The sequence below is a fragment of the Polynucleobacter sp. MWH-S4W17 genome, from assembly GCF_018687535.1.
In the GTDB taxonomy this organism is placed as follows: Bacteria; Pseudomonadota; Gammaproteobacteria; order Burkholderiales; family Burkholderiaceae; genus Polynucleobacter.
Map to the genome: position 1 here is coordinate 339,912 of NZ_CP061295.1, position 25,371 is coordinate 365,282.

The 25,371-nt window shown below is 44.1% G+C and carries 33 protein-coding genes; 17 read left to right on the forward strand and 16 right to left on the reverse strand.

Translation table 11 applies throughout. The features are described 5' to 3' along the window. Window positions 1-180: 180 nt before the first annotated feature. Together C2755_RS01880 and C2755_RS01885 are read left to right on the forward strand one after the other, a co-directional pair. Window positions 181-1,458, forward strand: coding sequence for a serine hydrolase (locus tag C2755_RS01880; protein ID WP_215321528.1), 1,278 nt, complete (start codon window positions 181-183; stop codon window positions 1,456-1,458). 148 nt (window positions 1,459-1,606) lie between these two features. After that, the gene (locus C2755_RS01885; RefSeq protein ID WP_215321529.1) at window positions 1,607-1,921 is read left to right on the forward strand and encodes a hypothetical protein; all 315 of its coding nucleotides are present in this window, start codon (window positions 1,607-1,609) and stop codon (window positions 1,919-1,921) included. 28 nt (window positions 1,922-1,949) lie between these two features. Here the strand turns inward: C2755_RS01885 and C2755_RS01890 are convergent, their stop codons facing one another. Both C2755_RS01890 and C2755_RS01895 read right to left on the reverse strand, forming a co-directional pair. Then, window positions 1,950-2,321, reverse strand: coding sequence for a type II toxin-antitoxin system death-on-curing family toxin (locus tag C2755_RS01890; RefSeq protein ID WP_256441239.1), 372 nt, complete (start codon window positions 2,319-2,321; stop codon window positions 1,950-1,952). Continuing rightward, window positions 2,321-2,551, reverse strand: a complete 231-nt coding sequence (locus tag C2755_RS01895; protein WP_215321531.1) for a hypothetical protein — start codon at window positions 2,549-2,551, stop codon at window positions 2,321-2,323. Before C2755_RS01895 ends, C2755_RS01890 begins: the two co-directional genes overlap by 1 nt. Window positions 2,552-2,689: 138 nt before the next feature. Between C2755_RS01895 and C2755_RS01900 the strand changes: the two genes are divergently transcribed. Then, complete coding sequence (locus tag C2755_RS01900) at window positions 2,690-3,181, forward strand: helix-turn-helix domain-containing protein (RefSeq protein WP_215321532.1); 492 nt, start codon at window positions 2,690-2,692, stop codon at window positions 3,179-3,181. Then, complete coding sequence (locus C2755_RS01905) at window positions 3,174-3,899, forward strand: nucleotidyl transferase AbiEii/AbiGii toxin family protein (RefSeq protein ID WP_215321533.1); 726 nt, start codon at window positions 3,174-3,176, stop codon at window positions 3,897-3,899. Before C2755_RS01900 ends, C2755_RS01905 begins: the two co-directional genes overlap by 8 nt. Window positions 3,900-3,903: 4 nt before the next feature. Here the strand turns inward: C2755_RS01905 and C2755_RS01910 are convergent, their stop codons facing one another. Further along, a complete protein-coding gene (locus tag C2755_RS01910; RefSeq protein ID WP_251368509.1) occupies window positions 3,904-4,263 on the reverse strand; it encodes a hypothetical protein in 360 nt (119 codons plus the stop codon). A gap of 14 nt (window positions 4,264-4,277) precedes the next feature. Then, entirely contained in the window at window positions 4,278-4,502 is a 225-nt protein-coding gene (locus C2755_RS01915; protein WP_215321535.1) for a hypothetical protein, read from the reverse strand. A gap of 186 nt (window positions 4,503-4,688) precedes the next feature. On the opposite strand from C2755_RS01915, the gene C2755_RS01920 reads away from it, so the two are divergent. Genes C2755_RS01920 through C2755_RS01930 form a run of 3 tightly spaced genes read left to right on the forward strand, consistent with a single transcriptional unit; the run spans window position 4,689 to window position 6,566 of the window. After that, a complete protein-coding gene (locus tag C2755_RS01920; RefSeq protein WP_215321536.1) occupies window positions 4,689-5,267 on the forward strand; it encodes an HdeD family acid-resistance protein in 579 nt (192 codons plus the stop codon). Window positions 5,268-5,301: 34 nt separating this feature from the next. Beyond that, complete coding sequence (locus C2755_RS01925) at window positions 5,302-5,478, forward strand: hypothetical protein (RefSeq protein WP_215321537.1); 177 nt, start codon at window positions 5,302-5,304, stop codon at window positions 5,476-5,478. Further along, window positions 5,478-6,566 (forward strand): acyltransferase, encoded by a 1,089-nt coding sequence (locus C2755_RS01930; RefSeq protein ID WP_215321538.1) that lies wholly within the window; start codon window positions 5,478-5,480, stop codon window positions 6,564-6,566. The genes C2755_RS01925 and C2755_RS01930 overlap by 1 nt, the downstream gene beginning before the upstream one ends. On the opposite strand, the gene yjgA is transcribed toward C2755_RS01930, so the two are convergent. From yjgA to C2755_RS10440, 3 genes are all read right to left on the reverse strand, one after another. Further along, window positions 6,563-7,090, reverse strand: coding sequence for a ribosome biogenesis factor YjgA (gene yjgA / locus C2755_RS01935; protein WP_215321539.1), 528 nt, complete (start codon window positions 7,088-7,090; stop codon window positions 6,563-6,565). The two genes, C2755_RS01930 and yjgA, sit on opposite strands and share 4 nt — an antisense overlap. Window positions 7,091-7,121: 31 nt before the next feature. Further along, window positions 7,122-7,439: a helix-turn-helix domain-containing protein gene (locus C2755_RS01940; RefSeq protein WP_215321540.1), complete on the reverse strand. Its 318-nt coding sequence runs from the start codon at window positions 7,437-7,439 to the stop codon at window positions 7,122-7,124. 176 nt (window positions 7,440-7,615) lie between these two features. Beyond that, window positions 7,616-7,780: a type II toxin-antitoxin system RelE/ParE family toxin gene (locus C2755_RS10440; RefSeq protein WP_215321541.1), complete on the reverse strand. Its 165-nt coding sequence runs from the start codon at window positions 7,778-7,780 to the stop codon at window positions 7,616-7,618. A gap of 114 nt (window positions 7,781-7,894) precedes the next feature. Between C2755_RS10440 and C2755_RS01950 the strand changes: the two genes are divergently transcribed. From C2755_RS01950 to C2755_RS01975, 6 genes are all read left to right on the forward strand, one after another. Beyond that, a complete protein-coding gene (locus C2755_RS01950) occupies window positions 7,895-9,520 on the forward strand; it encodes a GMC family oxidoreductase (RefSeq protein WP_215321542.1) in 1,626 nt (541 codons plus the stop codon). Further along, window positions 9,513-10,430, forward strand: coding sequence for an EamA family transporter (locus tag C2755_RS01955; protein ID WP_215321543.1), 918 nt, complete (start codon window positions 9,513-9,515; stop codon window positions 10,428-10,430). The genes C2755_RS01950 and C2755_RS01955 overlap by 8 nt, the downstream gene beginning before the upstream one ends. A 135-nt stretch (window positions 10,431-10,565) precedes the next feature. After that, a complete protein-coding gene (locus C2755_RS01960) occupies window positions 10,566-11,750 on the forward strand; it encodes an ABC transporter substrate-binding protein (protein WP_215321544.1) in 1,185 nt (394 codons plus the stop codon). A 141-nt stretch (window positions 11,751-11,891) separates the two neighbouring features. Further along, entirely contained in the window at window positions 11,892-12,770 is an 879-nt protein-coding gene (locus tag C2755_RS01965; RefSeq protein WP_072583996.1) for a branched-chain amino acid ABC transporter permease, read from the forward strand. Then, window positions 12,770-14,698 (forward strand): ATP-binding cassette domain-containing protein, encoded by a 1,929-nt coding sequence (locus tag C2755_RS01970; RefSeq protein WP_215321545.1) that lies wholly within the window; start codon window positions 12,770-12,772, stop codon window positions 14,696-14,698. Before C2755_RS01965 ends, C2755_RS01970 begins: the two co-directional genes overlap by 1 nt. Before the next feature lie 30 nt (window positions 14,699-14,728). Further along, window positions 14,729-15,457 (forward strand): ABC transporter ATP-binding protein, encoded by a 729-nt coding sequence (locus C2755_RS01975; protein ID WP_215321546.1) that lies wholly within the window; start codon window positions 14,729-14,731, stop codon window positions 15,455-15,457. Between the two features lie 55 nt (window positions 15,458-15,512). On the opposite strand, the gene C2755_RS01980 is transcribed toward C2755_RS01975, so the two are convergent. The 3 genes from C2755_RS01980 to C2755_RS01990 all read right to left on the reverse strand — a co-directional run bounded on the left by C2755_RS01980 (window position 15,513) and on the right by C2755_RS01990 (window position 18,158). Continuing rightward, entirely contained in the window at window positions 15,513-16,013 is a 501-nt protein-coding gene (locus C2755_RS01980; RefSeq protein ID WP_215321547.1) for a hypothetical protein, read from the reverse strand. A gap of 81 nt (window positions 16,014-16,094) precedes the next feature. After that, the gene (locus tag C2755_RS01985; protein ID WP_215321548.1) at window positions 16,095-16,910 is read right to left on the reverse strand and encodes a sulfite exporter TauE/SafE family protein; all 816 of its coding nucleotides are present in this window, start codon (window positions 16,908-16,910) and stop codon (window positions 16,095-16,097) included. A 3-nt stretch (window positions 16,911-16,913) separates the two neighbouring features. Further along, window positions 16,914-18,158, reverse strand: coding sequence for an FAD/NAD(P)-binding oxidoreductase (locus C2755_RS01990; RefSeq protein WP_215321549.1), 1,245 nt, complete (start codon window positions 18,156-18,158; stop codon window positions 16,914-16,916). A gap of 146 nt (window positions 18,159-18,304) precedes the next feature. Here C2755_RS01990 and C2755_RS01995 point away from each other — a divergent pair, with 146 nt between their 5' ends. Then, complete coding sequence (locus C2755_RS01995; protein ID WP_215321550.1) at window positions 18,305-19,165, forward strand: MBL fold metallo-hydrolase; 861 nt, start codon at window positions 18,305-18,307, stop codon at window positions 19,163-19,165. A gap of 44 nt (window positions 19,166-19,209) precedes the next feature. Then, window positions 19,210-19,491, forward strand: a complete 282-nt coding sequence (locus tag C2755_RS02000; protein ID WP_369411868.1) for a metalloregulator ArsR/SmtB family transcription factor — start codon at window positions 19,210-19,212, stop codon at window positions 19,489-19,491. Between the two features lie 24 nt (window positions 19,492-19,515). On the opposite strand, the gene C2755_RS02005 is transcribed toward C2755_RS02000, so the two are convergent. The 5 genes from C2755_RS02005 to C2755_RS02025 are packed head-to-tail and all read right to left on the reverse strand — an operon-like array spanning window position 19,516 to window position 22,449. Further along, the gene (locus C2755_RS02005) at window positions 19,516-19,941 is read right to left on the reverse strand and encodes a hypothetical protein (RefSeq protein WP_215321552.1); all 426 of its coding nucleotides are present in this window, start codon (window positions 19,939-19,941) and stop codon (window positions 19,516-19,518) included. Further along, a complete protein-coding gene (locus C2755_RS02010; RefSeq protein ID WP_215321553.1) occupies window positions 19,938-20,759 on the reverse strand; it encodes an FAD:protein FMN transferase in 822 nt (273 codons plus the stop codon). The genes C2755_RS02005 and C2755_RS02010 overlap by 4 nt, the downstream gene beginning before the upstream one ends. Window positions 20,760-20,761: 2 nt before the next feature. Then, window positions 20,762-21,319, reverse strand: coding sequence for an FMN-binding protein (locus tag C2755_RS02015; protein ID WP_215321554.1), 558 nt, complete (start codon window positions 21,317-21,319; stop codon window positions 20,762-20,764). Window positions 21,320-21,342: 23 nt separating this feature from the next. Beyond that, on the reverse strand, window positions 21,343-21,522 hold the full coding sequence (locus tag C2755_RS02020) for a hypothetical protein (RefSeq protein WP_215321555.1): 180 nt from the start codon (window positions 21,520-21,522) through the stop codon (window positions 21,343-21,345). A 12-nt stretch (window positions 21,523-21,534) separates the two neighbouring features. Next, window positions 21,535-22,449 (reverse strand): DUF6662 family protein, encoded by a 915-nt coding sequence (locus C2755_RS02025; RefSeq protein WP_215321556.1) that lies wholly within the window; start codon window positions 22,447-22,449, stop codon window positions 21,535-21,537. 152 nt (window positions 22,450-22,601) lie between these two features. Between C2755_RS02025 and C2755_RS02030 the strand changes: the two genes are divergently transcribed. Continuing rightward, entirely contained in the window at window positions 22,602-22,844 is a 243-nt protein-coding gene (locus tag C2755_RS02030) for a DUF3820 family protein (protein WP_215321557.1), read from the forward strand. Here the strand turns inward: C2755_RS02030 and C2755_RS02035 are convergent. Next, window positions 22,836-23,858 carry a DNA/RNA non-specific endonuclease gene (locus C2755_RS02035; RefSeq protein WP_215321558.1) on the reverse strand — a complete coding sequence of 341 codons (1,023 nt, stop codon included), beginning with the start codon at window positions 23,856-23,858 and terminating at the stop codon, window positions 22,836-22,838. The two genes, C2755_RS02030 and C2755_RS02035, sit on opposite strands and share 9 nt — an antisense overlap. Window positions 23,859-24,364: 506 nt before the next feature. Between C2755_RS02035 and C2755_RS02040 the strand changes: the two genes are divergently transcribed. After that, window positions 24,365-25,357, forward strand: coding sequence for a transglycosylase SLT domain-containing protein (locus tag C2755_RS02040; protein ID WP_215321559.1), 993 nt, complete (start codon window positions 24,365-24,367; stop codon window positions 25,355-25,357). Window positions 25,358-25,371 lie beyond the last annotated feature (14 nt).

Sequence of the window (25,371 nt, forward strand, 5' to 3'; positions counted from 1 at the left end):
AATGACCATGACTGAGGTTCTAAAGCCACAGTAAGCTTGCAGGTGATGATGCAATGAATATATTTAACTAATTGATTTTATTGGGATTTTTATTGTAAGTTATGAGTCGCAATGCAATATCTAAAGAGGGTGATAAATTCCCATGAATTGCCATAAAAAACAATAAATAGTGGAGACAGTATGAGAAAAATGCAGGCAACCAGCCTTATTGCTGGTTTATTAGTGAGTGCAAGTCTATTTGCGGCCGATACATCAAAAGCACCATTGCCCCCAAGCGCCACCCCAGGGCAAGGATTTAGCCAAGAAGGCCTCAAAAGAATCGATGCGTTCTTTGCCGATCAAATTGCCGCCAATAATATGGCCGGTGCGGTTCTAGCGGTCTCTAAAAATGGCAAGCTGACCATTTTTAAACCTTATGGGTATTTAGACAAAGCAAACAATAAGCCGATGACTACGGATGCCATTTTTAATTTGGCATCGATGACCAAAGTGATGTCCTCAGTTAGCGCCTTAACTTTTTATGAAGAGGGTAAGCTTCCCTTAAATGCACCGATCTCCAATTGGTTGCCCCAATTTAAGGATATGAAAGTAGGTCAAGTTGATAGCGATGGAAGACTGAATTTAATCCCAGCTAAAAATCCGATTACTGTCCAAGATCTCATGCGCCATACCAATGGTTTAACGTATGGCGGCCGTGGCGCTACACCAGTGCATAAGACCTACCCGGCTGGCTCTGCACCAGCAGCCGTGCAATACACAGCAGCAGAATTTATTGATAAGTTAGCAAGCAATCCGTTGTTATACGAGCCTGGTACTGCTTGGGATTATGGTTTTGGTATAGATGTGCTGGGCATTATTGAAGAAAAAATTGCCAGCAAATCATTGGGTGCGATCATGCAAGAGCGCATTTGGAATAAAGTTGGTATGCCAAATACTACCTTTGATCTTGCCGAGAAAGACCGTCCGCGCTTGGCGCAGCCGCTTCCACTGGATCCATTGACCGGGAAGCCACAGAAGGTGGATATTCATACACAGAAAGTGAAATTTGATTGCGGTGGTTCATGCGCATACTCAACAGCTGGCGATTACATTCGTTTTGGACAAATGCTACTTAATGGCGGCAGCTTAGAAGGCAAGCGCGTGCTTGGTCCGCAGACGGTTGCGTTCATGACTTCAAACCATCTCAATAAAGATATTAAGAACAATGTGAGCGCTACTGAGCCAGGACGTATGGGTTATGGATTCGGTTTGGGTGTAGCGGTTCGTACGGATAGAGGCCTATCAGCCATTAACGGTAACGTTGGCGACTTCACCTGGAACGGCGCTTACGGAACCATTTTCTGGGTTGACCCCAAAGAGCAGATGGTTGTAGTGATGATGGGTGTTGCACCAGGAGAAATTCGCAAGGTGCATCGTGAGCAACTTAATGCAGTCATTTATGGAGCGCTAGAGAAGTAATGCATCTAGGTACCATTATTTGAGTATGGTTTTTCTGCTCTTTAAAATAAACGCAGTCACTAAATATGACTGCGTTTTTTTATTCTTTAATTTTTTTGAAGGAGATCGACATGATGTAACTAATGAATAACAGTATGAGGAATTTGTTATGTCGAGAACATTTAGACGCAAAAATCAACAGCATGAATATAGTTGGGTATTAAAAGATTGGGATACCTTTTTCAAGGGCGTGCGCTCTGTTCACCTTTGTCCAAAATCGCCTGCTGGCCGTAAAGCAATTGCGATTTTTCACTCTGATACGCAGATCACTATGGCTAGTTCGGCGCCACGTTGGTATCGAAAGGCATTTGAGCACAGACGCCGCACAAGAAACAATAGGGTAATGAGGCTCTGGCTTAAGGGTTTAGCAGACCCCATTTTTGAGGTTCGCCATAGACATGATGCCAAATGGTCATGGTGGTAATGTTGGTAGTCAGGTAATTTTTAGGGGGTTAAATAGGCTGACATATTGTGCGCAACCACGCATCAATAAAGTCGAATTTTAATTCCCCGCTTTCAAACATGCCGATAATCTTGATATGCAATGTCTTAGGTGTGGCTTGGATGCGAAAGCCGTTTAATCGTAAAAAAGTATCCATGACGGCAAACGCAATTCTTTTGTTGCCATCAACAAAAGGGTGGTTAATTGCAAGACTTTCGAACAGCGCAGCTGCTTCACTAATCGCATCCTTGTAATACCCAGATTGCGGGCGATTAAGGGCTGATTCAAGCGCGGCAAAATCTCTGATACCTGGTGAACCGCCGAATTGATGTATTAAGACGCCATGCATCAACATGACCTCCTTGGTTGAAAGATAAAACACTACTTAGCAAGCTCTTTGTAGAGATCTTCGAATTCTTGAAGGCTTTGAGCAAAGTGTGACATCGCTATGCGGCTATTGATTGAAAAACCTTTTTTATTGAGGTAATCGCGGAAAGCCTCATCCAGGACTGCATGAAACTTACGGCCCTCGGCATCAGCTATCTGGTGCAGGCCATTCAATACATCAGGGCTGGCCTGAGATGAAAATTTGCTTAAATTTAGGTTTCCCATGGGATTATCCTCGCTTTTCAAGATTATTCTTGAAATTTCATGAAAAATCAAGGAAATCTAGTTACCAACATTGATTGTTTCTAAATTTTGTTTCCCATAGTTTACAAATATACATAAATGTATATAATAAGAAACATTATGACTTTAGCTCCCAATAATCAAACCATACAGAATCTGCCTGTCCTTGTGCGCTTGGGAGGGCAGATTACCGCTAGAAGAAAGGCCTTGAAAATTCGCGCTCAATCATGTGCTGGAGCAGCCGGTATTTCAAGGGTCACATTGCACCGTATTGAGAGGGGTGAGTCAACCGTCAATATGGGTGCCTATCTGCAGGTATGCGAGGTACTGGATTTGCATTTGGGCTTAGTTCCCCTGGGTAATCAAGGGATTGAGGAGTGCGCAAAACAAATTGCAGGCCCTGATACTCCGCACCTTCGAATTAAGGACTATCCGCAATTAAAAGCATTAGCTTGGCAGTTAGATGAGGAGGAGTATTTAACGGATGCTGAGGCAATATCAATTTATGAGCGGAATAAACGTTTTTTAGATTTAGAGCATCTTGAAAATCATGAGAGAGAGTTAATGCAAAGACTGATTATTAATAGAGGTATGGAGCAGTTGTTTGTTTAAGCGTAAACACCATCAAAACATTGAACATGTTTTGACTCAGTTAAATCATCATTTATTAAAAGAGCATTGCTGTTACTTTGGTGGAGGTACTGCAATTGCACTATTACAAGATGAGTATCGTGAGTCCGTAGATATTGATTTTTTAGTTTCTGATGTGAATGGCTATCGAAATCTACGCCAACTTCTAACTGGGCCTGATGGTATTCATGCAATTAGCAGCGATAGTAGCGATTTGATACTGGTCCGCGAGCTTAGGGCTGACCAATATGGAATCCGCACAATCATTCAGTCAGGCGAAAGTAAAATTAAATTTGAGATTGTTTTGGAGGGACGTATTTTATTTGATGACCCCGGCCCCAAAGATCGAATTGGTAATATTTTTACATTATCGAGAGTTGATTTATTGGCAAGCAAGTTGCTAGCTAACTCTGATCGCTGGAATGATGATGCTGTGTTCAGTAGAGACGTAATTGATCTTGTCATGCTTAACCCACGTAAGTCGGAGTTAAATGATGCACTTGAAAAATCTTATGCTGCTTATGGAGACAGTATTCATAGGGATCTCCAGAGGGCTATAGATGCTTTGTTATCTCGTGAGGGTAAGCTGGAGAATTCAATGAAAAAACTACAAATGAACTTGCCAAGAGCATCGCTATGGCAAAAGCTCGCCGACTTAAAAACAAATCACAATCAATACTTGAATGATCGGCAAAGCTAATTTGTTAAAATTTAAACTCTCGATAGTGTCTATAGAGGTTAGCAATCGATGCAAAGCCAAGCACCACAATCAGAACGGCAAATAAGTATTCAGTTGTGAGATAAGTAAAGATCTCCAGGTGAATCAAGATCGCTGCACCTATAAAGGCGGCAATCGATCCAGAAGCCACAAGTCTGAAATTGGGAATAAAGGCACCCAAAGTAATGGCGGCAAACACTAGGTAGAGCTCAGATACCAACTGGTCAGCAGTTACAAAAATACTATTGGTGAACTCTGGGTTGATAAATTTCCCCAAGACTGCAATGATCAGAATAGAAGCCAAGATCGCAAAGTTCAATTGCGCTTTAATTAAGACTTCTTTCAATTGGACGCCCATTTTTATGAGGCACTGCCGTTAAATACAAGACTTATCCCAATCCACAGGATGACAAAGGCAACCAAGACAGTGGAGCCGATTTTCTTTAGGAAGTACTCGAGGGTATCCATATAGGCCTCATCGTTTCGGCCAAAGTAATGGTCAAAGCGTTTCCAGAAAAGACGCCCTACGACTAGAGGCAGAAGTATGGCAACGATGCCTAAAATAACGGTAAGGGTGTTATTCATGAGGGATAACTTTCTTTGCTAACAATCCCCATTGCTGGGGGTGTAAAAGGATAAAGAATACCCTTATTTATTTTTTGCCCTGCCGGACTCAGGTTTAGCGAGCAAATTAGTAATATTCGAGCTCAAACTGGGTTTATTGATACAGTAGAGGCTACTTTTGTAATTACTCCAACAGAAAGCATTCATATGGCCGAACTCAACACCGCACAGATTAATGAAATTCGTACCAAAGTATTGGGCGCAGCTGCCAAGGTTCCTGGCGCCTTAATTGGACTCGGAATTTTATTTATCGTGCTCGGAATGATTGGTATCGCAGGTCAGACATTATTTTCTTTTATCTCAGTAAATATTTTAGGGATCTTCTTATTTGCTGGCGGCATCTTGCAAGGCGCTCATGCTTTGAAATCACAAGGCTGGAAGAGCGTTGGAGTGCAGCTCGTTTTAGCTACCCTTTACATTGTGGCTGCAATCTTTACTTGGGCTTTTCCAATTCCAGCGCTTGAGGCAATTACATTGTGGCTCGCTGCCATCTTTTTTGTGACTGGCGCATTGCGTTTGATCTCGGCATTTCAGCATCGCCACTTCCGCGAATGGTTCTGGCTGGTACTATCTTCAGCAATCTCGATCTTGATGGGCGTACTGATCATGAATGGTTATCCAGAGTCTAGCCTTTGGCTGCCTGGTATGTTGATCGCTATTGAGCTTTTGCTGCAAGGTTGGTCATTGCTCTTCATGGGCTTGGCAGCTCGTTCATTGACTAAGTAATTGAAATTCGTTCACTAGTGTAGAGAGCTGCATCATGACCATGAAAAAAACGGATCTCTATAAGAATCTGGCATTGAAAACTGCGCAGGGAATGAAAAACGCTGCCAAGTCTCCTAAGCTCGGCGTTGCTGAGAAGGCTAAATCCAAAAAAGAACTAGCAAGCGCTAATCCCTTGCTAGCTTCTTTGATGGGTAAGACCAAATCTAAGTAGTGCAGTCCAAAAACCACTTTCTTCTCGTTGATTTTTTAAAGACCTTTGCAGCCTTAATCATCATCCTGCATCATTTCTCGAGTTACGGGCAAATTGCAGAAGATGCAAGGCTGCTGCTTCCAGGAGTGATGACTTGGTTGTTTGAGTACGGTCGTTACGCAGTGCAAATCTTTTTGGTGATGGGTGGCTATTTGGCTGCTCAATCATTGACCCGCTCCAGTGAGCTAAAGAATGCTCGCAATGTGTTGAAAGTAATCTTTAATCGTTACTTGCGATTATTTGCTCCCTATGTAGTGGCGCTCATTCTCACGATTGTTTGTGCTTGGATTGCGCGCTTCTGGGTTCGAGATGAGTTTGTTGGCGAATCAGAAACCCTAGGACAATTTTTAGCCCATTTATTTTTTCTGCAAGGCATCTTAGGTTTAGATTCGATTTCTGCTGGCGTTTGGTATGTGGCGATTGATTGGCAGCTCTATGCCATTCTGGCAATCATGTTGGGGATGTTTCCCGGCTTACGCTCCCTGATATGGATGCTGTTGGTGCTCTGCGTAGCATCCTTACTATTTTTTAATCGCTCTGGCGCTTATGAAAACTACTTCATTTACTTTATAGGAGCCTATGGACTGGGTGTGCTGGCACAACTTTGCAAGAACTATCCCGACCCTAAAGTAAATCGATTTGCCAGAATTATGTTTGTAGGGGTGGGTGTAGTCATTGTTGTTTCAAGCTTTCACCAAATTTGGCTCAGAAATATATTGGCCTATATGGTCGCGATTGCCCTCATCCTTTGGGGGGACTCGGCTTACAAAGATCAGAAACAAGATCAGAAGCGCCCTCAACATCAGTCCAGAAAACACAAGCTGGTCAATATCATTCTCAGGGGAAGCAGAAGATCGTACTGTGCTTTCTTAATTCATTTCTCGTTTGTCTTGCTGGCAAATACGCTATATATAGCTTGGGGAATGAGCGCCTTTCATGACGGCGTCATGGCGCTTGCCTTGATATTGGTTGCTGTGGTAGCTACCTGGGTGACTGCAACTTATCTTTATCGCTGGGTAGAAGTACCAGCTCGTAAGATCAAGCTTTAAAGGCCCATATCTTTAAGAACGCGAAAAATTTCGCGGTAGGCCTTAGGTGGTTTGTTTTGTTCTTTTTCGCGACGCGCATTCCGAATTAAGGTGCGCATATTCTGAATATCCATATCGGGATATTGTTCAATCATCTTAGTGAAGACTTCATCATTCGCAATCAGTCGATCGCGATAGCTTTCTAAAAAATGTAGCTTGGCAGTTTCAGCTTTACTTACACCCTGAATCGCATCCAAGCGCTTCTGGATCGCGTCTAATTCCTCTTCGTCTAAGAAGCGCATGAGTTTTCCAAGATATTGCTTATGACGGCGAATCGCTTCAAAGCTTTTAATTTTATTGGTCTCTGCAACCGCAGCCTTAATGGCCTCATCCATGGGAATCGTTTTTAAGGCATCACTGCTCAAAGCTGCCAAAACTTCAGCCAACTTCTGGCGTTCGGTCATTTGGCGCTTTAGTTCTGACTTGCTGGGCCCATCATCAGGGTCAACTAGCTTGGGAGTGCGATTCTTCTCATTAATATGCATATTGCTATTTTAGACGGGTATTGAACTTTGACTATTCTTTGTTGATTTTCTGCTTTAGTAGTTTCAGATCGGCACTAGAAAATAACTGGCTTCTTCCAATGAATGATGTAGGCTTTAATCTGCCAGCCTGAACGTACCTTCGCAAGGTGGGAAGTGAGATTTCTAAAAATTCTGCTGCCTCTTCTGCTGAGAAAGTCGCGTTTCGGAGGTGTCCAAATACTTGCTCATGCGTATAGTCATTCTCCTGAAACGCATTGACGGCAATTAATGAGAAAAATTTAATACGTTCTTTTGAGGGCATTTTTTGCACGTGCGCATATAGATCCTCTGCTGTCATGGATTGAGTCATATGTGGTACTCACTTTCTCTATTGAGGTAGATTGAAGTCGTCATTTGAGTCGAATAGATTTTTTTAACTGGGTATAAAAATTTTCATGAAATCCAATTTGGCAAAACTCAATCCAGATTATTTTTATTTCATCGGCAAAATGATCAAACTGGTAAGCCATTAAATATTCCTGAGCATTAGCGAAACTTGTAAACAAATACCCCCTGCAGATCACCAAGCTTTTGTTGGCCTATCCTCGGGTTATCGCAAACTTCAGCGATCCTCATTTCAATTGTTAACTGCAGAGGCCTGGAGGCCTTTTTTACTAGTTGGGCAAAGGATTTTTTATAGGTGGTTCTCATGATCTAATATTAGATCAAATGTGATTCTATAACAAATCAACAAAAATACCAACAAGTACCTGAATTTTTGTATTGGTAAATAATAGGATCAACTTTGTTTCAAGCAGCGAATATATGACTCAAGCAAATACTTACGATTACATCATCATCGGAGCGGGTAGTGCTGGCTGCATGTTGGCTAAGCGTTTAACTGAAAATCCCAATAAGAAGGTCTTGTTGATTGAGGCTGGCAAAAACGATAACTACATCTGGATTCACATTCCAGTTGGGTACTTGTATTGCATCGATAACCCAAGGGCGGATTGGCGTTTTAAAACAGCTGCTGAAAAAGGCTTGAATGGCCGCTCATTGTTGTATCCCCGCGGGCGTGTTTTGGGCGGATGCTCATCTATTAACGGCATGATTTATATGCGCGGCCAAGCGGGCGATTACGAATCTTGGGTGCAAGCAACGGGTGACGATTCTTGGTCTTGGGAAAACGCACTGAGGCGCTACAAATCATTTGAGGATTACCACAGCGCTGCAAATGAGTGGCATGGTAAGGGTGGTGAGTGGACTGTTTCAAGGCAGCGCTTACGTTGGCCCATCATGGATCGCTTCAAAGAGGCCGCAGTTGAAGCAGGTATACCAGCCTCAGAGGACTTCAATTGTGGTGATAACTTTGGCGTGGGTTACTTCGATGTGAGTCAACGTGCTGGTTGGCGCTTAAATACTTCCAAAGCTTTTTTAAGGGACGCAGCAAAGCGATCCAATCTCACGGTGTTAACTCAAGCCATTGTTACTAAGCTCAAAATTGATCCCGCTACTAAAAATTGTCTTGGGGTTGAATACATCAAGGATGGCCAATCCCGCGAAGCCTTATGTGCCATCGAGCAGGGTGGCGAAGTGTTATTGAGTGCAGGCGCGATTGGTAGTGTACAAATACTGGAGCGCTCCGGTGTTGGCGCTGCTGCACATTTAAAGCAATTGGGCATCCCTGTGATCGCTGATCTCCCGGGTGTTGGCGAGAACTTACAAGATCACTTACAGTTGCGCATGGTGTACAAGGTGAATGGTATTAAGACCTTGAACACCAAAGCCAATACGCTGTTAGGAAAGTTGATGATTGGCTTGGAGTATCTCTTCAAGCGATCTGGCCCAATGTCAATGGCGCCATCACAGCTCGGTGCATTTGCCTATAGTTCACCAGAGCAAAAGCGTGCCAATGTGGAATATCACGTACAACCTTTGTCATTAGAAAAGTTTGGTGAAGACTTGCATTCATTTAATGCCTTTACGGCAAGCGTTTGCAATGTACGCCCTACCTCGAGGGGTTGCGTTCACATCAATTCGATCGACCCCGAAGCGCCACCAGTCATTAGCCCAAATTATTTGTCGACTGATGAAGATCGCAAGGTAGCAGCAGAATCTCTGCGCTTAACTCGTAAGATTGCCCAGCAGGCCGCCCTAGGTCCTTACGCTCCTGAGGAATACAAACCGGGCGTGCAATATCAAACGGATGATGAGCTGGTTAAAGCGGCGGGGGACATTGGTACAACCATCTTCCATCCGGTGGGCACTTGCAAGATGGGTCGCGATAACGATCCGATGGCGGTGCTCGACTCTGAATTACGCGTGAGGGGCATTCATCATCTGCGTGTAGTCGATGCTTCGGCGATGCCTACGATTACCTCAGGCAATACTGCTGCCCCCACCATGATGATCGCTGAGCGCGTGGCGGAATTGCTGACGCGTGCCTAAGACTTCACAGAAAAGCTATTCATTACCCGCTAGTCATCTATTGCTGGCGTTAGCCATTGTGGCAGTGTGGGGCACGAACTTTGTCGTGATTAAATTGTCACTCACAGCTTTTCCACCATTTTTATTTGCCGCACTGAGATATACCTTTGCATTTCTTCCTCTGGTCTTTTTTGTGCCAAGACCTAAAACATCTTGGGTCAATCTTTGTATTTATGGTTTGGCAGTGGGCGTGGGGCAGTTCGGAGTTCTGTACTTTGCGATCGATGGTCGTATCTCCCCGGGCCTCGCTTCTCTGGTGATTCAGACTCAGGTATTTTTTACTATTGGCTTTGCGATGTTTTTTGCCAAAGAGCGTTTACGTACTTATCAAATGCTGGCGGTGCTAGTTGCCATGACTGGCTTGGGAATTATTGCGCTGCACACCGATGCCACAACCACCTTCTTGGGGCTTGCTTTGGTGGTATTTACCGGCTTTTCTTGGGGGGTTGCCAATACGGTTAGCCGCAGGGCAGGCTCTATTAATATGCTGGCCTATGTGGTTTGGGCGAGCGCTTTTGCGATTCCTCCTCTATTTGCGATTTCTTTCCTTTTTGAGGGCGGGTGGGAGCACATGAATACTTCCTTAACCTCAGCTCCAGTAGGGGCATGGGCCGGCGTACTTTGGCAGTCCTGGGGGAATACCATCTTTGGCTATTCGGCTTGGGCCTGGCTCCTTTCTAAGCATCCGGCGGCAGTGGTGGCGCCTGCGCCTTTGCTGGTACCTATTTTTGGCATGGGGGCTGCAGCCTATTTCTTAGGAGAGTCTTTGCCGGCATGGAAAATTTTGGCAGCAGGTCTGGTAATCCTTGGACTGATCATCAACCTTTTTTGGCCAAATATTGAACGTAGCCTTAAGCAGCGATTTTCATAAGCCTCTAGAGCTAATGTAAAACCCTAATACAAAGTCCTTTTTTTGCCTTTGTATTAACAGTAAGATTACTGTTCGTTTTGGTTTTACCTATAAAAAAGTATTTATTAATTAGCAATTTTTAGTCATGGAGACTTTATGAACATTCGTCATCACATTTTTGCAGTAGCCGCTGCTGCAATGCTTACAACCGGCGCTTATGCTGCCGATATCAAACTTGGTGTTGCAGGTCCATTTACTGGTGGTTCATCCTCAATGGGTGTCAGTATGCGTGACGGTGTTCGCCTTGCTGCAAAAGAAATTAATGCTGCTGGTGGTATCAACGGCAACAAAATCGTTTTGGTTGAGCGCGATGATGAAGCGAAAAACGAGCGTGGCGTACAAATTGCACAAGAATTGATTAACAATGAAAAAGTAGTTGCTACTTTGGGTTACATCAACACTGGTGTTGCATTGGCCTCACAGCGCTTCTATCAAGAAGCAAAGATTCCAGTATTTAATAACGTTGCAACAGGTACATTGATTACTCATCAGTTCCCAAATGCTGCTGAAAACTATGTTTTCCGTAATGCTGCAGCTGACAACATTCAAGCACCAATGATCGCTAAAGAAGCGGTTGAGAAGCGTGGTTTGAAAAAAGTAGCCATTTTGGCTGACTCAACAAACTACGGTCAGTTAGGCCGCGAGGACTTAGAGAAGGCATTGAAAGGTTATGGCGTTACTCCAGTTGCAACTGAAAAGTTCAACATCGGTGACGTTGACATGACTTCACAATTACTCAAGGCAAAGAATGCTGGCGCTGATGTTGTTTTGACTTACGCAATTGGACCTGAGTTGGCACAAATTGCTAACGGTATGGCAAAGTTGGGTTGGAAAAAGCCAATCATTGGTAGCTGGACATTGTCTATGGCTAGCTTCATTGATACAGCCGGTAAGAACGGTAACGGTGCAACCATGCCTGAGACTTTCATTCAGCAGCCTGCAACTACTCCAAAGCGTAAGGTATTCGTAGATACATACCTAAAAGAGTTCAAGCCAAAGAACGGCATCATTGCTTCTCCAGTATCAGCAGCTCAAGGTTACGATTCTGTATACCTATTGGCTGCAGCTATCAAGCAGGCAAACAGCACAGAGGGACCAAAGATTTTGGCGGCATTGCAAGATCTGAAGACTCCAGTTGACGGCGTTGTAATGACTTATAACAAGCCATTTACTGCGACTGACCATGAGGCTATCAAGGCAAAAGACGTGGTGATGGGTGTAGTTGAAAATGGCCGCGTTGAGTTCTTAAATGCTGAGGATGCTACAGCGAAAAAGAAGTAATTTAAGCTCTAAGGCAGGCAATCTAAATAATTATTTTGCACTGCAGCATTAGATAAAGCAAAACGCCGCCTACAAGCGGCGTTTTGCTTACAATGTCGAATTCGTTAATAAAACAGTTTTAAGAATATTTAGGCCAATAACATGGACATGTTTGCACAAATCCTCTCGAGCGGCATAGCGGTGGGGATGATCTACGCGGTCATCGCTTTCGGCTTTCAGCTCACATTTGCCACATCTGGCACCTTGAACTTCGGTCAGGGTGAAGCGCTGATGTTAGGTGCTCTTGTAGGTTTAACTTGCGTAGATACCTTTGGCATGAATTACTGGGTGATGATTCCAGTGGTTTGCTTGTTTGGTATGTTGCAAGGTAGCTTTGTAGAGCTCATCGGCGTACGTCCTGCAATCAAGATTAAATCGGAGTTTGGTTGGATTATGTCTACCATCGCTCTCGGCATTATTTTCAAGAACGTGGCTGAAAATATTTGGGGTCGTGATGCATTGCCATTTCCATCGCCGTTACCAATGGAGCCAATGAGTTTCTTGGGTGCAAATATTCTCCCAATGGAAATTTTAGTAGTCGTTGGCGCATTAGTGATGATGTTGTTGGTAGAGTTCTTTAACCGCAAAACTATTTACGGTAAAGCGGTTGTTGCGACAGCAAACGACCGTGATGCAGCTGGCTTGATGGGTATTAATACCAGCGTAGTCATTACCTTCTCTTATGCACTTTCTTCTTTAACTGCAGCGTTCGCGGGCGTATTGATTGCACCTTTGACCCTGACTGGCGCAACCATGGGCGGCGCTTTAGGCCTGAAGGCTTTCGCAGTTGCGATTATTGGCGGCTTATCTAGCGGCCTCGGCATTATTGTTGGCGGCTTGATTCTTGGTATTGTAGAAACGGCAACTGGTTTTTATATCTCTACTGGTTACAAAGATGTGCCTGGTTTGATTTTGTTATTGCTTGTATTGGCGTACAAACCATCTGGTCTCTTCGGTAAATCTGCGATTAAGAAAGTTTAATGATGAAGAAGTCTCTGTTACCACTATTAATTGCTATTGCCGGATTATTTATTTTTCCGTTGGTAATTCATAACCCTTATTACATTCACTTAGCTGAAACAATTCTGATTTACACCATTTTATTATTTGGTTTGGATATTGTTGTTGGTTATGTTGGTCAGGTTTCATTGGGCCACGCTGGATTATTTGGTATTGGCTCATACACAGCTGGCATTTTGTTCTTCCATCTCGGGCTTCCAATTTGGGCCACTATTCCTGCATCTATTATTGTCACAGCCATTTTTGGCGGCATTTTGGCATTGCCTGCTCTCAAGGTAGTTGGTCCTTATTTGGCCATGGTGACTTTAGCCTTTGGAACCATTGCGCAGATCCTTATTAATGAAATGGATTGGTTAACCGAAGGTCCGTTGGGGATAAAGCTAACGCTCCCAGAGTTAATGGGAACGCCGATGAGTAACGCTGAGTATTTTTGGCTAGTTTCTGCAATCGCAATTTTGGCTTTAATTGTGGTGGATCGTTTCGTGAAGTCACAGATGGGTCGTGCATTTGAGGCTTTACGGGATAGTCCAGTTGCTTGCGACTGTATGGGTGTTTCCGTATACCGCTTTAAGGTGATTGCATTTGTGATTAGCGCTGGCTTTGCTGGTTTAGCTGGTTGTTTATATGCCTATTCTGAGCAATATATTTCACCAAACACCTATAACAATGAGCTGGCTGTTTTGTTTTTGCTCGGGATCATCATGGGCGGACGTAAGTCACGTTTAGGCGCGATTATTGGCGCAGCTATTATTGTGCTGTTGCCAAAATTGTTAGATGACATCAATCTATTCCGTATCGTCGCTTCAATCATTGCAGTCGTGGTGGTAGTGGGTGCTGGCATGGCTCTATCTAAGAAGATAACCACTCCAAAGCGTGTAGCTCTTCCTATTATTGGTGTGGTGGGCTTAGCAGCATTTTCATTCTGGTTAAATAGCATTTCTGACTGGCGTTTGAGTATTTTCGGCTTCATGATTTTGCTAGTGGTGTATTACTTGCAAAGCGGTATCGTTGGTTTCGCGAAAAGCTTCTACCAGGCGATGGTTGGCAAAGCTAAAACTACTCGCGGCGGCGATCACGAAGAGGTGGATGATTCCATTAACTTCATTAGTACTGTTGCCAATCAAAATACGGGTGCTGAGCTCCTGAAAGTGGACTCTGTATTGATGCAGTTCGGCGGCTTAAAGGCATTGAACAATGTTGATCTCAGTATTAAGCGCGGCACTATTCATGGTTTGATCGGCCCTAACGGTTCCGGTAAGAGCACCATGATGAACGTGTTGACTGGTATTTATGTGCCTACAGCCGGTAATGTGTTGTACGCAGGCGAAAGTGTTGTTGGTAAGACTTCTTCCGATATCGCTTTGTCTGGTATCGCACGCACCTTCCAAAACGTTCAGCTCTTCGGCGAGATGACTGCTATCCAAAATATTTTGGTTGGCTTGCACCACACCTTCAAATCCAACATGGTGGAGATTGCTTTGCATCTGCCACGTTACAAGAAAGAAGAAGCTGAAGCACATGCACGTGCAATGGCATTGCTTAAATTCGTTGGTCTAGATGATTTAGCCAATGAAGAAGCACGTAACTTGCCATACGGTAAGCAACGTTTGCTGGAGATTGCTCGTGCCTTGGCATTGGATCCTGAGTTGCTCTTGTTAGATGAGCCAGCTGCTGGTTTAACAGCGCCAGACATCAAAGAACTCTTGCGCATTATTCGTAAGATCCGCGATAGCGGTATTACTTTCATCCTGATTGAACATCACATGGATGTGGTGATGTCAGTTTGCGATACCGTTTCTGTATTGGACTTTGGTCAGAAGATTGCAGAAGGTAAGCCAGCTGAAGTTCAGGCAGACGAGAAGGTGATTCATGCCTACTTGGGTACTTAATCACTAGAACATATTGAATCGGTAAATACCATGTTATCTATTAAGAATCTTGAAGCAGGCTACGGCAAAGTAAAAGTCCTCCATGGCATCAATATTGATGTTCCTAAAGGACAGGTGATTACTTTGATAGGCTCAAACGGAGCTGGCAAAACTACCACCATGCGCGCTATTACTGGCATGATTAAGCCAACGGCCGGTGAAGTTACATTGGGTGGCGAAAAAATTGACGGTTACGACTCTCATAAAATCGCCCGCCTAGGTTTGGCTCACAGCCCTGAAGGCCGCCGCGTGTTTACAACAATGTCCGTCACTGACAACTTGTTGCTCGGTGCGTTTCCACGCTTCACAGGTAGCCGCCCAAAAGGTGACATCAAGCATGACTTAGAAAAGTCTCTTGAAATGTTCCCGCGCCTTAAAGAGCGTCGCAATCAATTGGCTGGTACCTTGTCTGGCGGTGAGCAGCAGATGTTAGCAATGGCTCGTGCTGTGATGCTGAACCCGGAGATCATTCTTTTGGATGAGCCATCCATGGGCCTTGCTCCAATCTTGGTTGAGGAAGTATTTAGAATCATCTCTAACTTGAAATCACAGGGTGTAACCATGTTGTTGGTTGAACAGTTTGCTGCTGCAGCTTTAAACGTTGCTGATTACGGTTATGTGCTGGAGAACGGCAAGATTGCTACTCACGGACCTGCTGCAAAGCTCAAGGATGATCCTGCTGTGAAAGCGGCTTACCTGGGTGGTGCTGGTAGTCACTAAGTAGCTGTCTAAGCTGAAAGTAATAAAAAAGCCCTTAGTAATAAGGGCTTTTTCTTTAGCTAGATAAGAGCTTTATAGCCTCTCGAATCAGCAAAGCGCGATAGCCCATGTGAAGGGCAACCAAGGTAAAGCCAACCAAGAAGAGCTTTGGAATCAATGCGCCTTCGGCTACTAGTTCACTATTCAGTAAGCCTATAGCTACCGCAAGAAAGAAGGCTGCGCCCAAGCACAATACAACCCAATTTTCATTGCTGGCTACTTGCTGGGTTTGATTGTTATAGGCAAGAACCTGAAAGCTACCACCCTTTGGGTATCCCGATACGGTGATCTGATCACCATCGGTAATTTTCATGGGGGATGAAAACTTTGCTTCGACTGCTGTATCGCCCAAATTAAATTTGGAAATAAAAAAGCGTTTGTAATACTGCGAAGAGTGGTCGTGAGTAGGCTTTTCTGGGTTTACGTACTCCAGTAGCTCATTATTGAGATTGCTTACCGTGCCAGAGACGGCGCTAATGGAAGTGGATAGAAAGGTGCTTGGCTTTGGAATGGACATCAGCAGAACTCCTAAAAGGCTAAAGCTGAGTATAAAGAGGAGGGAGGACAGTGGTCTTTTAGGGGTCACTAAAAGATGGCGTCAATGATTTATTGCTTTGATCATTAAGCTCACGGCAATGATCAACGTAAAGACTGCAAATATTTGCTGAATTCTAGGGCCGCTTATTTTTCGCTCCAATACTTTTCCTAGCAGAAGTCCCAATAGCGAACCACAGGCAAAAGGAATTGCAATGGCTGTATTCAGAGTTCCGGATGCAAGGGAGATAAAGGCACCCCCAGCAGAAACAATTGCGAGAACACCAAGTGAGGTGGCAACAATTGATTTCATTGGCAGGTCAGTGAATTTATTTAAGGCGGGAACTAGAATGAATCCGCCACCAACACCTAATAGGCCCGATAAAAATCCAGCAATGGCGCCAGAGAACATTAGTGCACGAGCACACGGCACTGTCCAAATCAGCTTTCCAATTGATGAGTCTAGTTGGCAGGGTGGACTTTTAATTTGTGGAAGGGGTTTTCCGGAAAGATTTCTGGCAACCTGTAAAAGCATCCGAATAGAAACGTACATCAACACCAGGCTAAATAATATTAGTAGCGGAGTATTCGGTACCTTCTGAGCTAGCCATAAACCAGCCGGGGATAGGACCAGGCCAAAAATCGCCATTAACATGGCTGCTTTATAGCGAAGTGCTTTGGCCTTGAATCCAATTACAGCGCCTGCAAAAGCCGAAACAGTAATTGCTGTTAATGCTATCGGGCCTGCCTCTGACATTGGCAGATGCAGAAGAAACACCAGTAATGGTACTGATAAGATGCCGCCCCCAGCCCCCGTCAGGCCCATTAAGACGCCAACAAATACTCCAATTGCTAAGGTTAGGTAGGGCAAAAAGTCCATCAATTAATTTTCAAATGGACGCGCTAACCACTCTCTTCCCTTGAGCATCGCATTCCAGTAAAGCCAAGGAAGAACATCTTTCTTCAGAATCCAAGCGAGTCTTGTAGCCTTAAGTGGATTAATGAGCCAAGGAAAAGTGGGCAAGAGTTTTCCACCAAAGCCAAACTCTGCCAAAACAATTTTCCCGTTCTCTACCGTCAGTGGGCATGAGCCATAACCATCATATTTAGTTGGCAGGGGTTTGTTGTGTTTTGCTGCTAGTAAGTTCTCTGCGACGACCACAATCTGTTTTCTGGCTGCTGCAGCAGTTTTAGAGTTTGGCGACGAACAGCAATCACCAAGTCCGAAGATATTCGGGTAGCGAGTATGTTGAAGGGTGAATTGGTCTACATCTACAAAGCCATCAGCATTGGAAACAGGGCTTCCCTTGAGGCAGTCTTGAGGGCCTTGCGGGGGTACTACATGCAGCATGTCAAAGGATTTTTCAACCTGCGTAACATTTCCATCTGCATCCTTGACTGCAAAAATCGCTTTTTTAGCTGGGCCATCCACGGAAATGAGATTGCTATTGAAATTGAGTTTGGCGTTATATTTTTTGACATATTCCATAAGTGGCGGGACAAAGTCGGCTACACCAAAGAGTGCGCCACCCGCATTGTCTAACTCAACCTCAATATTGTTTAGGCGACCTTGCTTCTGCCATTCATAGCAAGATAGATACATTGCCTTCTGAGGTGCGCCAGGGCATTTGATTGGCATAGGAGGTTGAGTAAAAATGGCTTTCCCAGACTTCAGGCCTTGAACAAGTTCCCAGGTATAAGGAGAGTACGTATAACTATAGTTAGAGGTCACCCCATTTTTACCAAGTGTTTCCTTTAGCCCGGGTATAGCATCCCAGTTTGTCTTAATGCCTGTTGCAATTGCTAGTTGCTTATATTTAACTGCAGCACCATTACTAACCAGAACTTCATTGGCCTCTGGATTGAAGCCCACAATCTTCTCTTTAATCCAGCGCACTCCTGATGGAATGAGATCTTTAGTTTGACGACGACTATTTTTGACGTTAAATGCACCGCCGCCCACTAGCGTCCAAGAGGGTTGGTAATAGTGCTCTTCAGAGGGCTCAATGATTGCGATATTTAGAGAGTGGTCTCTGGATTTCAGGCTAGCAGCTAAGCCTATGCCAGCAGCGCCACCGCCTGCAATTACTACGTCAAATACATTGGAACTCGAGTTTGCTGAAGTCATACTATCTCCACCTCTATGTTTTATTAGATCTAGGTCAATAAAATAGCTTGAATTATAGTGATTGGCTATCAGGGTTTATGATTAGTCTACATTTTTATATAGTATTTATCATAAAATAAATCATTTACAGCAAATTGGATAAATAGATGAAACCGATTGTTAAGGGCTTTTTTGACCCGGATACCTGGACCGTAACTTATGTGGTTTATGAGAAACCGGGTTCACCATGTTTAATCATTGATTCAGTGCTTAATTATGACCATAAGTCAGGGCGTACTAAAACGAAATCAGCCGATGAAGTGATTGAGTTCGTCAAGGCCAATCACCTGGCTACAGAATGGATTTTAGAAACCCACGCACATGCAGATCATGTTTCAGCGGCACCGTATCTAAAATCAAAATTAGGCGGCAAGATTGCTATAGGTGATCATATCTCGGTGGTACAGGGGGTATTTAAAAAAGTGTTTAATTTGGAAGAGGCATTTCAAGCGGACGGCTCTCAGTTTGATGCTTTGCTTAAAGATGGGGAAGAAATTCACTTTGGAAATCTAAGCTTTAAGTCCCTCTTTGTTCCCGGTCATACGCCAGCCTGTATGGCTTATCAAGTAGGTGATGCCATTTTTGTAGGCGACACCATGTTTATGCCTGACGTTGGAACTGCCCGATGTGATTTTCCAGGCGGTGATGCACACACGCTTTATCAGTCGATGCAAAGGATTTTAAGTTTTCCTGGTGAGACTAGATTATTTATGTGCCACGACTATCCGCCAAATGGGCGTCCAGTAAATTACGAAACAACAGTAGCTGAACAGAAGAAATCGAATATTCATATGCATGATGGTATTACTGAGGATGAGTTTGTTCAGATGCGTAGTAAGCGTGACGCCACATTAGATATGCCGGTACTTATTTTGCCTTCGATCCAAATTAACATTCGCGCAGGTGATATGCCTCCGAAGGAAAGCAACGGGATTTCATATTTAAAGATTCCTCTTAACGCACTGTAATTTTCATGTTGAACGAAAAAAAACGAATTGCAGAACTTAAGAAGATGCAGTCTTCTGCCACAAAGGCTTGCGAGTTCTTAAAAGTACTTTCAAACCCGAGTCGACTGATGTTGTTGTGTGAAATCGCTGTTGAGGAGCGGTGCGTTGGGGACCTGGAGGAATCAACCGGAATACATCAACCAACCTTATCGCAACAGCTGACAGTACTACGTACTAAAAAGTTGGTTAAGACACGCAGAGACGGTAAGCAAATTTATTATTCTCTTTCCAGTGACATAACGTTATCGGTCATGAACTTACTCTACAGTCATTATTGTAAAAAATAAATCTGTTTTTATCACTCTCACAATTTAGCTAACCATTGTTTTTGGCTTCCTAATGACGGTTAGGTGCAATAAGAAGATGACAGCGAACATTAGCCCCATAATCCAATGGGTGTCAATTGCAGTATCGCGGATTTCCTCTGGCCCGTAATAAAGCATTCCGCCGGTAATGAGAAGTGCAAATAGAAAGCCCAGTTGGCTAAAGCCACTCCACAACTGCTTTCTGGACTTATAGCCCACCTTGATATGAAATGGCATTACTGATCCAAGAGCTAAGGTAGCCAGCATTGCAGCAATGCCATGAGCTGCGAGAATGCTATGTGTGCCAAGAGTGGATCTTTGGATCTGAAATTGATGCCCTAGAAGATACATCAGGCCAGTGATTGAGCAGGCCATCATGCCGCAGATGACAAACGTTCTTTGCCAGCGAGGCATCTTCCCAAGGCGGCTCATGCGACTATCCTTAGTGCTTGCGCTGAGAAATGACTAAAGCAAGGATGATGCTCATTATTGGATAAGGCTAGAACCTTGGTGAGTGCATCAGCATAAACACACTCTTTTGCAAGAATAGAGAATGACCCAGCAATCTCCACATGAACCTCGGAAAAATTCTGGGCTAGAGGGTTGATGATATGACTCCTCTGACCATCTCTTTTTGCAAAGTAAAGGCTGCTTGTGGCAATAGCTCCATCTTTCAAAGATCCGATATGAATTAACTCCTCAGATCTCTCAGGATGACGAACTTGAATTGGGAGGGAGGTATTCCCAAAAACCCGTAGGTCACCACCAGCATTCACTGAGCCGGATGTGATGCCCTCTGATATTAAGACTCTCACCGCCATATCTACTGCAAACCCTTTGGCGATTCCACCCAGATCAAGGCAGACCGGGCGGCGGGACTGTATCAAGTCAGGCGCTAGGAAGTGAATGTCTTCAACGCCACCAAGATCATGATTGGAGAAGTTGATATGGCGGGGTAATAATCCCGCAGCAACCAGACGATGGCCTATTCCACAATTAAATAGGCCATCGGATTCAAGGTGAACCTCTTTTGCAATTCGGATGACTTGCGCAGTCCATGGATGAATCTCAACTGCTCCCATGTGGGCACTTCGATTGATTTGGCTTAGCTCACTTTCAGGATCATGAAATCCCATGAGGTCATGAATATTTTGAATGGCTGCAAAAGCATTATCAACAGCCGCTTGCCCATCATCTTGATGTATGGAGATCTCTACAAAGGTGCCAAGAAGTGGTTTGCAACGAAGCATTGTTACTTTCCGAGGCTGGGTTTTGAATGGTTGTTCTTCAGGGCTAGGTCATATAAAACCGTTACCCGCTTCACTCCATCAGTAAGGTGTTTGCAAGAAAGTGTTGCGCCACCAATATTCTGAATATCTTGATTAAGCTTGATGGGGTCATTTACGGTCTTACCTACAAACTGTTTACGCCATTGCGCTTCTGCTACTTCATAACCATAAGATTCAATGTATTCCAAAACTTCGATACCAGCGATGCCACCATTTGGGTTGATGGCAACGGCATAAGTAATCATTTCATGTTTTCCTATGACTTCGTCAACCACAAACCAGCTACCATCAGCTGCCCTCCAGATGCGCTCGCCCTGAAAGGGGTAACGAATGCTGGATGCGATACGCATCTTTTCTTGCAAATCATCCGTAATGATGACGGGATTCTTCGTCAGTATTTTGTTAGGGAAAAGAATTTTTAGAGCTTGCTCTGCAGAAACATAAATTTTTGCATGGGCAATGATTGGTGCGCTCATCATTGCTATGCCAATAAGAGCTAAGGGGTTAGGTTTCCAGATCATGGGGTGATATCTAGGTAATGTATTTAGGCAGTAAGTAATTCATTCGCTTCATTACAAAGTGCTTGAATTTCTGGGTTGATGCCTTGGACATTTGAGAGTTTGTCAAACATCATCAACGCTCTTTTCTTGGCTGTTTGACATTGGGTGGCTTGAAACTTCAGCAAATGAGCTAAAGCTGCAACTAATAGATTCTGAATTTCCATAATTTCTTTCGCTTAATTAAGTGGGAAGCCAACTTTGACAATGAATTCATTTACTGAGTGACTATCCCAGACGCGAGCATCTGAGCATTCGGCCTCTCCACCACCCATGCAGGTGCCGCCTGCAAGTTGATAGCGCCAAGCGCCAGTAACCCACCAGTCTTTGGCTGCGTAATGCATATTGGGACCTACAAAAGTGGCTCTTTGGACTTGATTGCGTAAATTTAGCTCTGAATAATCATTATGAAAACGTGCCTCCACACCAGCCGACCACTTGGGGGCAAAGCGATAGCTCGCGCCCACCAGGAAATCGAGCATCGATTCAGGAACGTTGCCGTTTTCAATAAACTTTAAGCGCTCATTCGCAGCTACAACGTTACCCGCCAAAATTAATCGATCATCAATAAAGTTAGATTGCAGCAAGAGTCTCGCCTCGAGCTCATCTTTATTTCTTCCCCATGTCGGCTCTAAATAAAGCCCTACACCTACAGGCGAAGTCACTGGATTGGTGATGCGATAAATTGCTTCTAGAGAGCCACCTTCAATGCCACTTTTCTTATACGCTGTTGAGGGGTCATGCGAAGAAGGTACTCCGTAACCGCCGGTACAGGTTGGAGTATCTCCGCAAGCTTCTGGATTAGTGTAATTTTGATTTGCATTGGTGTAGTAAGAGTTGATATAGCCAGCAACCTGAAAGTCGTTAGTTAAACCATATTCCAGTTCGGTCCTAGCGGTTAATGCATCGTAAGTTCCTGCTGCTTGCTGTTGATTGAGTTGTAGACGCTGCTCAAACTCCAGCTTGCCCTTAGGCTGTAAATCTAAGGTGTAGATCCAGCCAAACACTCCCTCGCCTGCATGGGCTAAGGAGAAGTGAAGTGTGGCAACTAAGAAGAGGCTGAATGCAAGAAGTCTATTGATGGTCAATTTCATGGTCCCTTGAGGTTAGTGGTTAGCAATCTAAATGAGAATGGTTCTCAATATAGCATTAGATGAGAATGATTCTCAACTAATTAAAATAACCATGACCTAAGAAATGGCGAAATCTATGGGCCTATTCTTTTTTGCTTGTAAGATTTCTACAAATGAACGCTGAGTCCTTGGAAAAACTGGTTTTAATGAAGATGCCTTTTGGTAAGCACGCAGGGCGTACATTGGCTGATCTGCCGGGGAATTATTTGGCGTGGTTTGCCCGCGAAGGTTTTCCTAAGGGCGAGCTTGGTGAATTATTGGAATTAATGCATACCCTAGACCACAATGGTCTGCGTGGACTCTTGGCGCCAATCCAGCGGGCGCATGGCCTGCACGCTAAATCTAAATTACTTTGAGCGAATAATCAGTGTGACGCGATTACGTTCGTAAGTCACAGTTGCTGATTCTGGTGGACTGCTTTGAATTAAGCTGGCCTTGAACTTGGCCTGCGATTCAATTTGCGAAGAAATCTGTTTTGCAAGAGTTTCATTGCGGTCATATTGAATCTGAATATTGGCTATCTTGCCCGACTTGATATTGTTGATGACATCATTGAGCTTGCTTGAGGAGTAATCGTCAAAAAATATGGGATACCATCCGCCAACGAGAGCCCTTTGCCCCTTGATGTCATGGGTCTGCGCCGACGTATTGTTCGTACTGTCGCCTTCACCTACGGGTAAGTGAAAGTCAATTCCTGTCTTTTGTATCAACTGTGGATAAGAGATGGGCGCAGTCATAGATGCTTCATTGGTGTTTTCGATCCAATATGCCCAAGCAATATTTTTATTGGAGTCATACACCAACTTATATAAATGGCTAGGAATCGTCACTCGGCTTCTGCCAATACTGCCGCTATTGCCAATGGAGCCTGTGTAAACGTAGATGTCGCCTGAAGATCTTTTGACATAAGCTCTAGTCGGCTCCTCGACATTCTTAGCCCAGATTCCCTGATTGTTTTGCCTGGCTTGGGGCATCATATTGGCCAATGAGAAAGATTGAGCCATAGAGCGTTCATTACTCATGTCACCTGCTGGGGCATTATGCCCCCTATCAAAGCCGCTTCCGCGGTAATCCGAGAGCAGGGCCCGTTCGGAGAAGGGTAGTCTGGCTTCTTCGTAAAACTGGTTGCTTCTTCGCGGGTGCGGGGCAGATAGCTGCTCCCGATTAAGCTTTTCAACGGCATAGATTGGCTTTTTATCCTGAGGAGAGTAGTAGATGGCAAAGCTATCAAAGCAAAGGTCGCGCCCCACTTGTGGACTCATGGGTATTTGCTGAGCTGGGAATAGATCTTTACAGTCTTCAAAAGCCGCAAGGGCGTTTAATGAGGCGGCAATTGCTACAAGGGCAAGAAGGTGACGAAGGAATTTCATGGGCTCTTAGTGTATGACCTCCACTTCAGGCGCACGCATCTTTTAATCTTGGGCTAGCTCCAGAGCTAATAAGCAACAGAACTCTGTTGATATTTTTCTGTATATCAAAGTGCATGTTTTCTTGAAGAAGGCTTGAAAATACTTCCTTGCAATAACATCTGCCTTGCTACTACCCCTAGAAAATTACAGGCATGAAAGCACTAGATATATGATTTTTTGGGTTGAATTTTTGGCCAAAAACACAAAAAAGTCCCATTTAAGCGATTTTTTTATAGAGTGAAATTAGTACTCCCTAACCTACATAAGCTATTGATTTTATTGATTTATATATGCTTGTAGCTACCTATATGCGGGATCTCCCGGATTCCTAGATCAATAAGTTATTGATTTCTACTTCTTTATTCTTGACTTGATATAAGAAACTTCTTAGGATGACCCATGTTTTTTAGATATTGCAATGCAGCATAAAACGGTAGTCTAGTTTTTTGAGGTCTTGCAAACAATGAATGAGTAAATGTTTAGCTAACAATTTGAGCGATATGCAGAATCCTCAGTCAAACACTTTGACTGCTAATGAGCTGCTAGCGCATGCCATGGCTCCGATCTATCGGGTCATTAATGGCCTACTCGTTTTAACTGTGTTCATGGTGGTTGGGTTTTGGCTTTCAGGCAATGGTACTAATGCCGGCGCTTTTGACCTTGCACGTATCCTTGTTCCTGAAGAAGCGCGCCACATGGTTTGGAATAACGGCTTTGGCATGCTCAATCAATATAAAGAGTCCAATGAAGTATCAGCCGCCCAGGCCACTGATACTGAGATCGCCGCTGTGATCTATGGCAAGTCTAAGATTCCTGCTTCAACTGGTTTGACTGGTGCCAAGCAGCAGACCGTAGCTTTGCTAATGCCCTCTGTGGCGCAAATGCAGGTGAAATCGATTTCCCATCTGTCTGATCGCATCCCAACTTCAAAGATGGACCCCCAGGCTTTGGATAGCAACTTAATGGGTTCGATTCAGAATCAACGTGCCGTAGCTGACTTCTTTGAGAAGAAATACAGTCTCGATCGTTTGAAGATTGAAGAGTATGTTTCAAACACGATTTTGATTGCAAAAGAAGTCAACATTGACCCAGTGCTTTTATTGGCAGTAATCTCGGTGGAATCCAACTTCAACCCAAATACTAAGAGTCACGCCGGTGCTGAAGGCCTCATGCAAGTGATGACTTCAGTGCATAAAGACAAGTATGCAATCTTTGGCGGGACTTCTGAAGCTGCTAAGCCTGAAGTCAATATTCGTGTTGGTGCCTATATTTTGAAATACCTGATCGCTACAGCTGGTTCATTGCGCAATGGTCTGAAGTACTACGTAGGTGCTGCGAATGCCGAGGATGATGGCGGCTACGCAGACAAAGTGATGGCCGAAAGAAATCGCCTGATTGGTTTATGTCAAAACCGTTCGTCTAATCGCTTGACGCTGAACGGCAAGGATCTGCGCTCGTAAGTTTTTAGATCTTA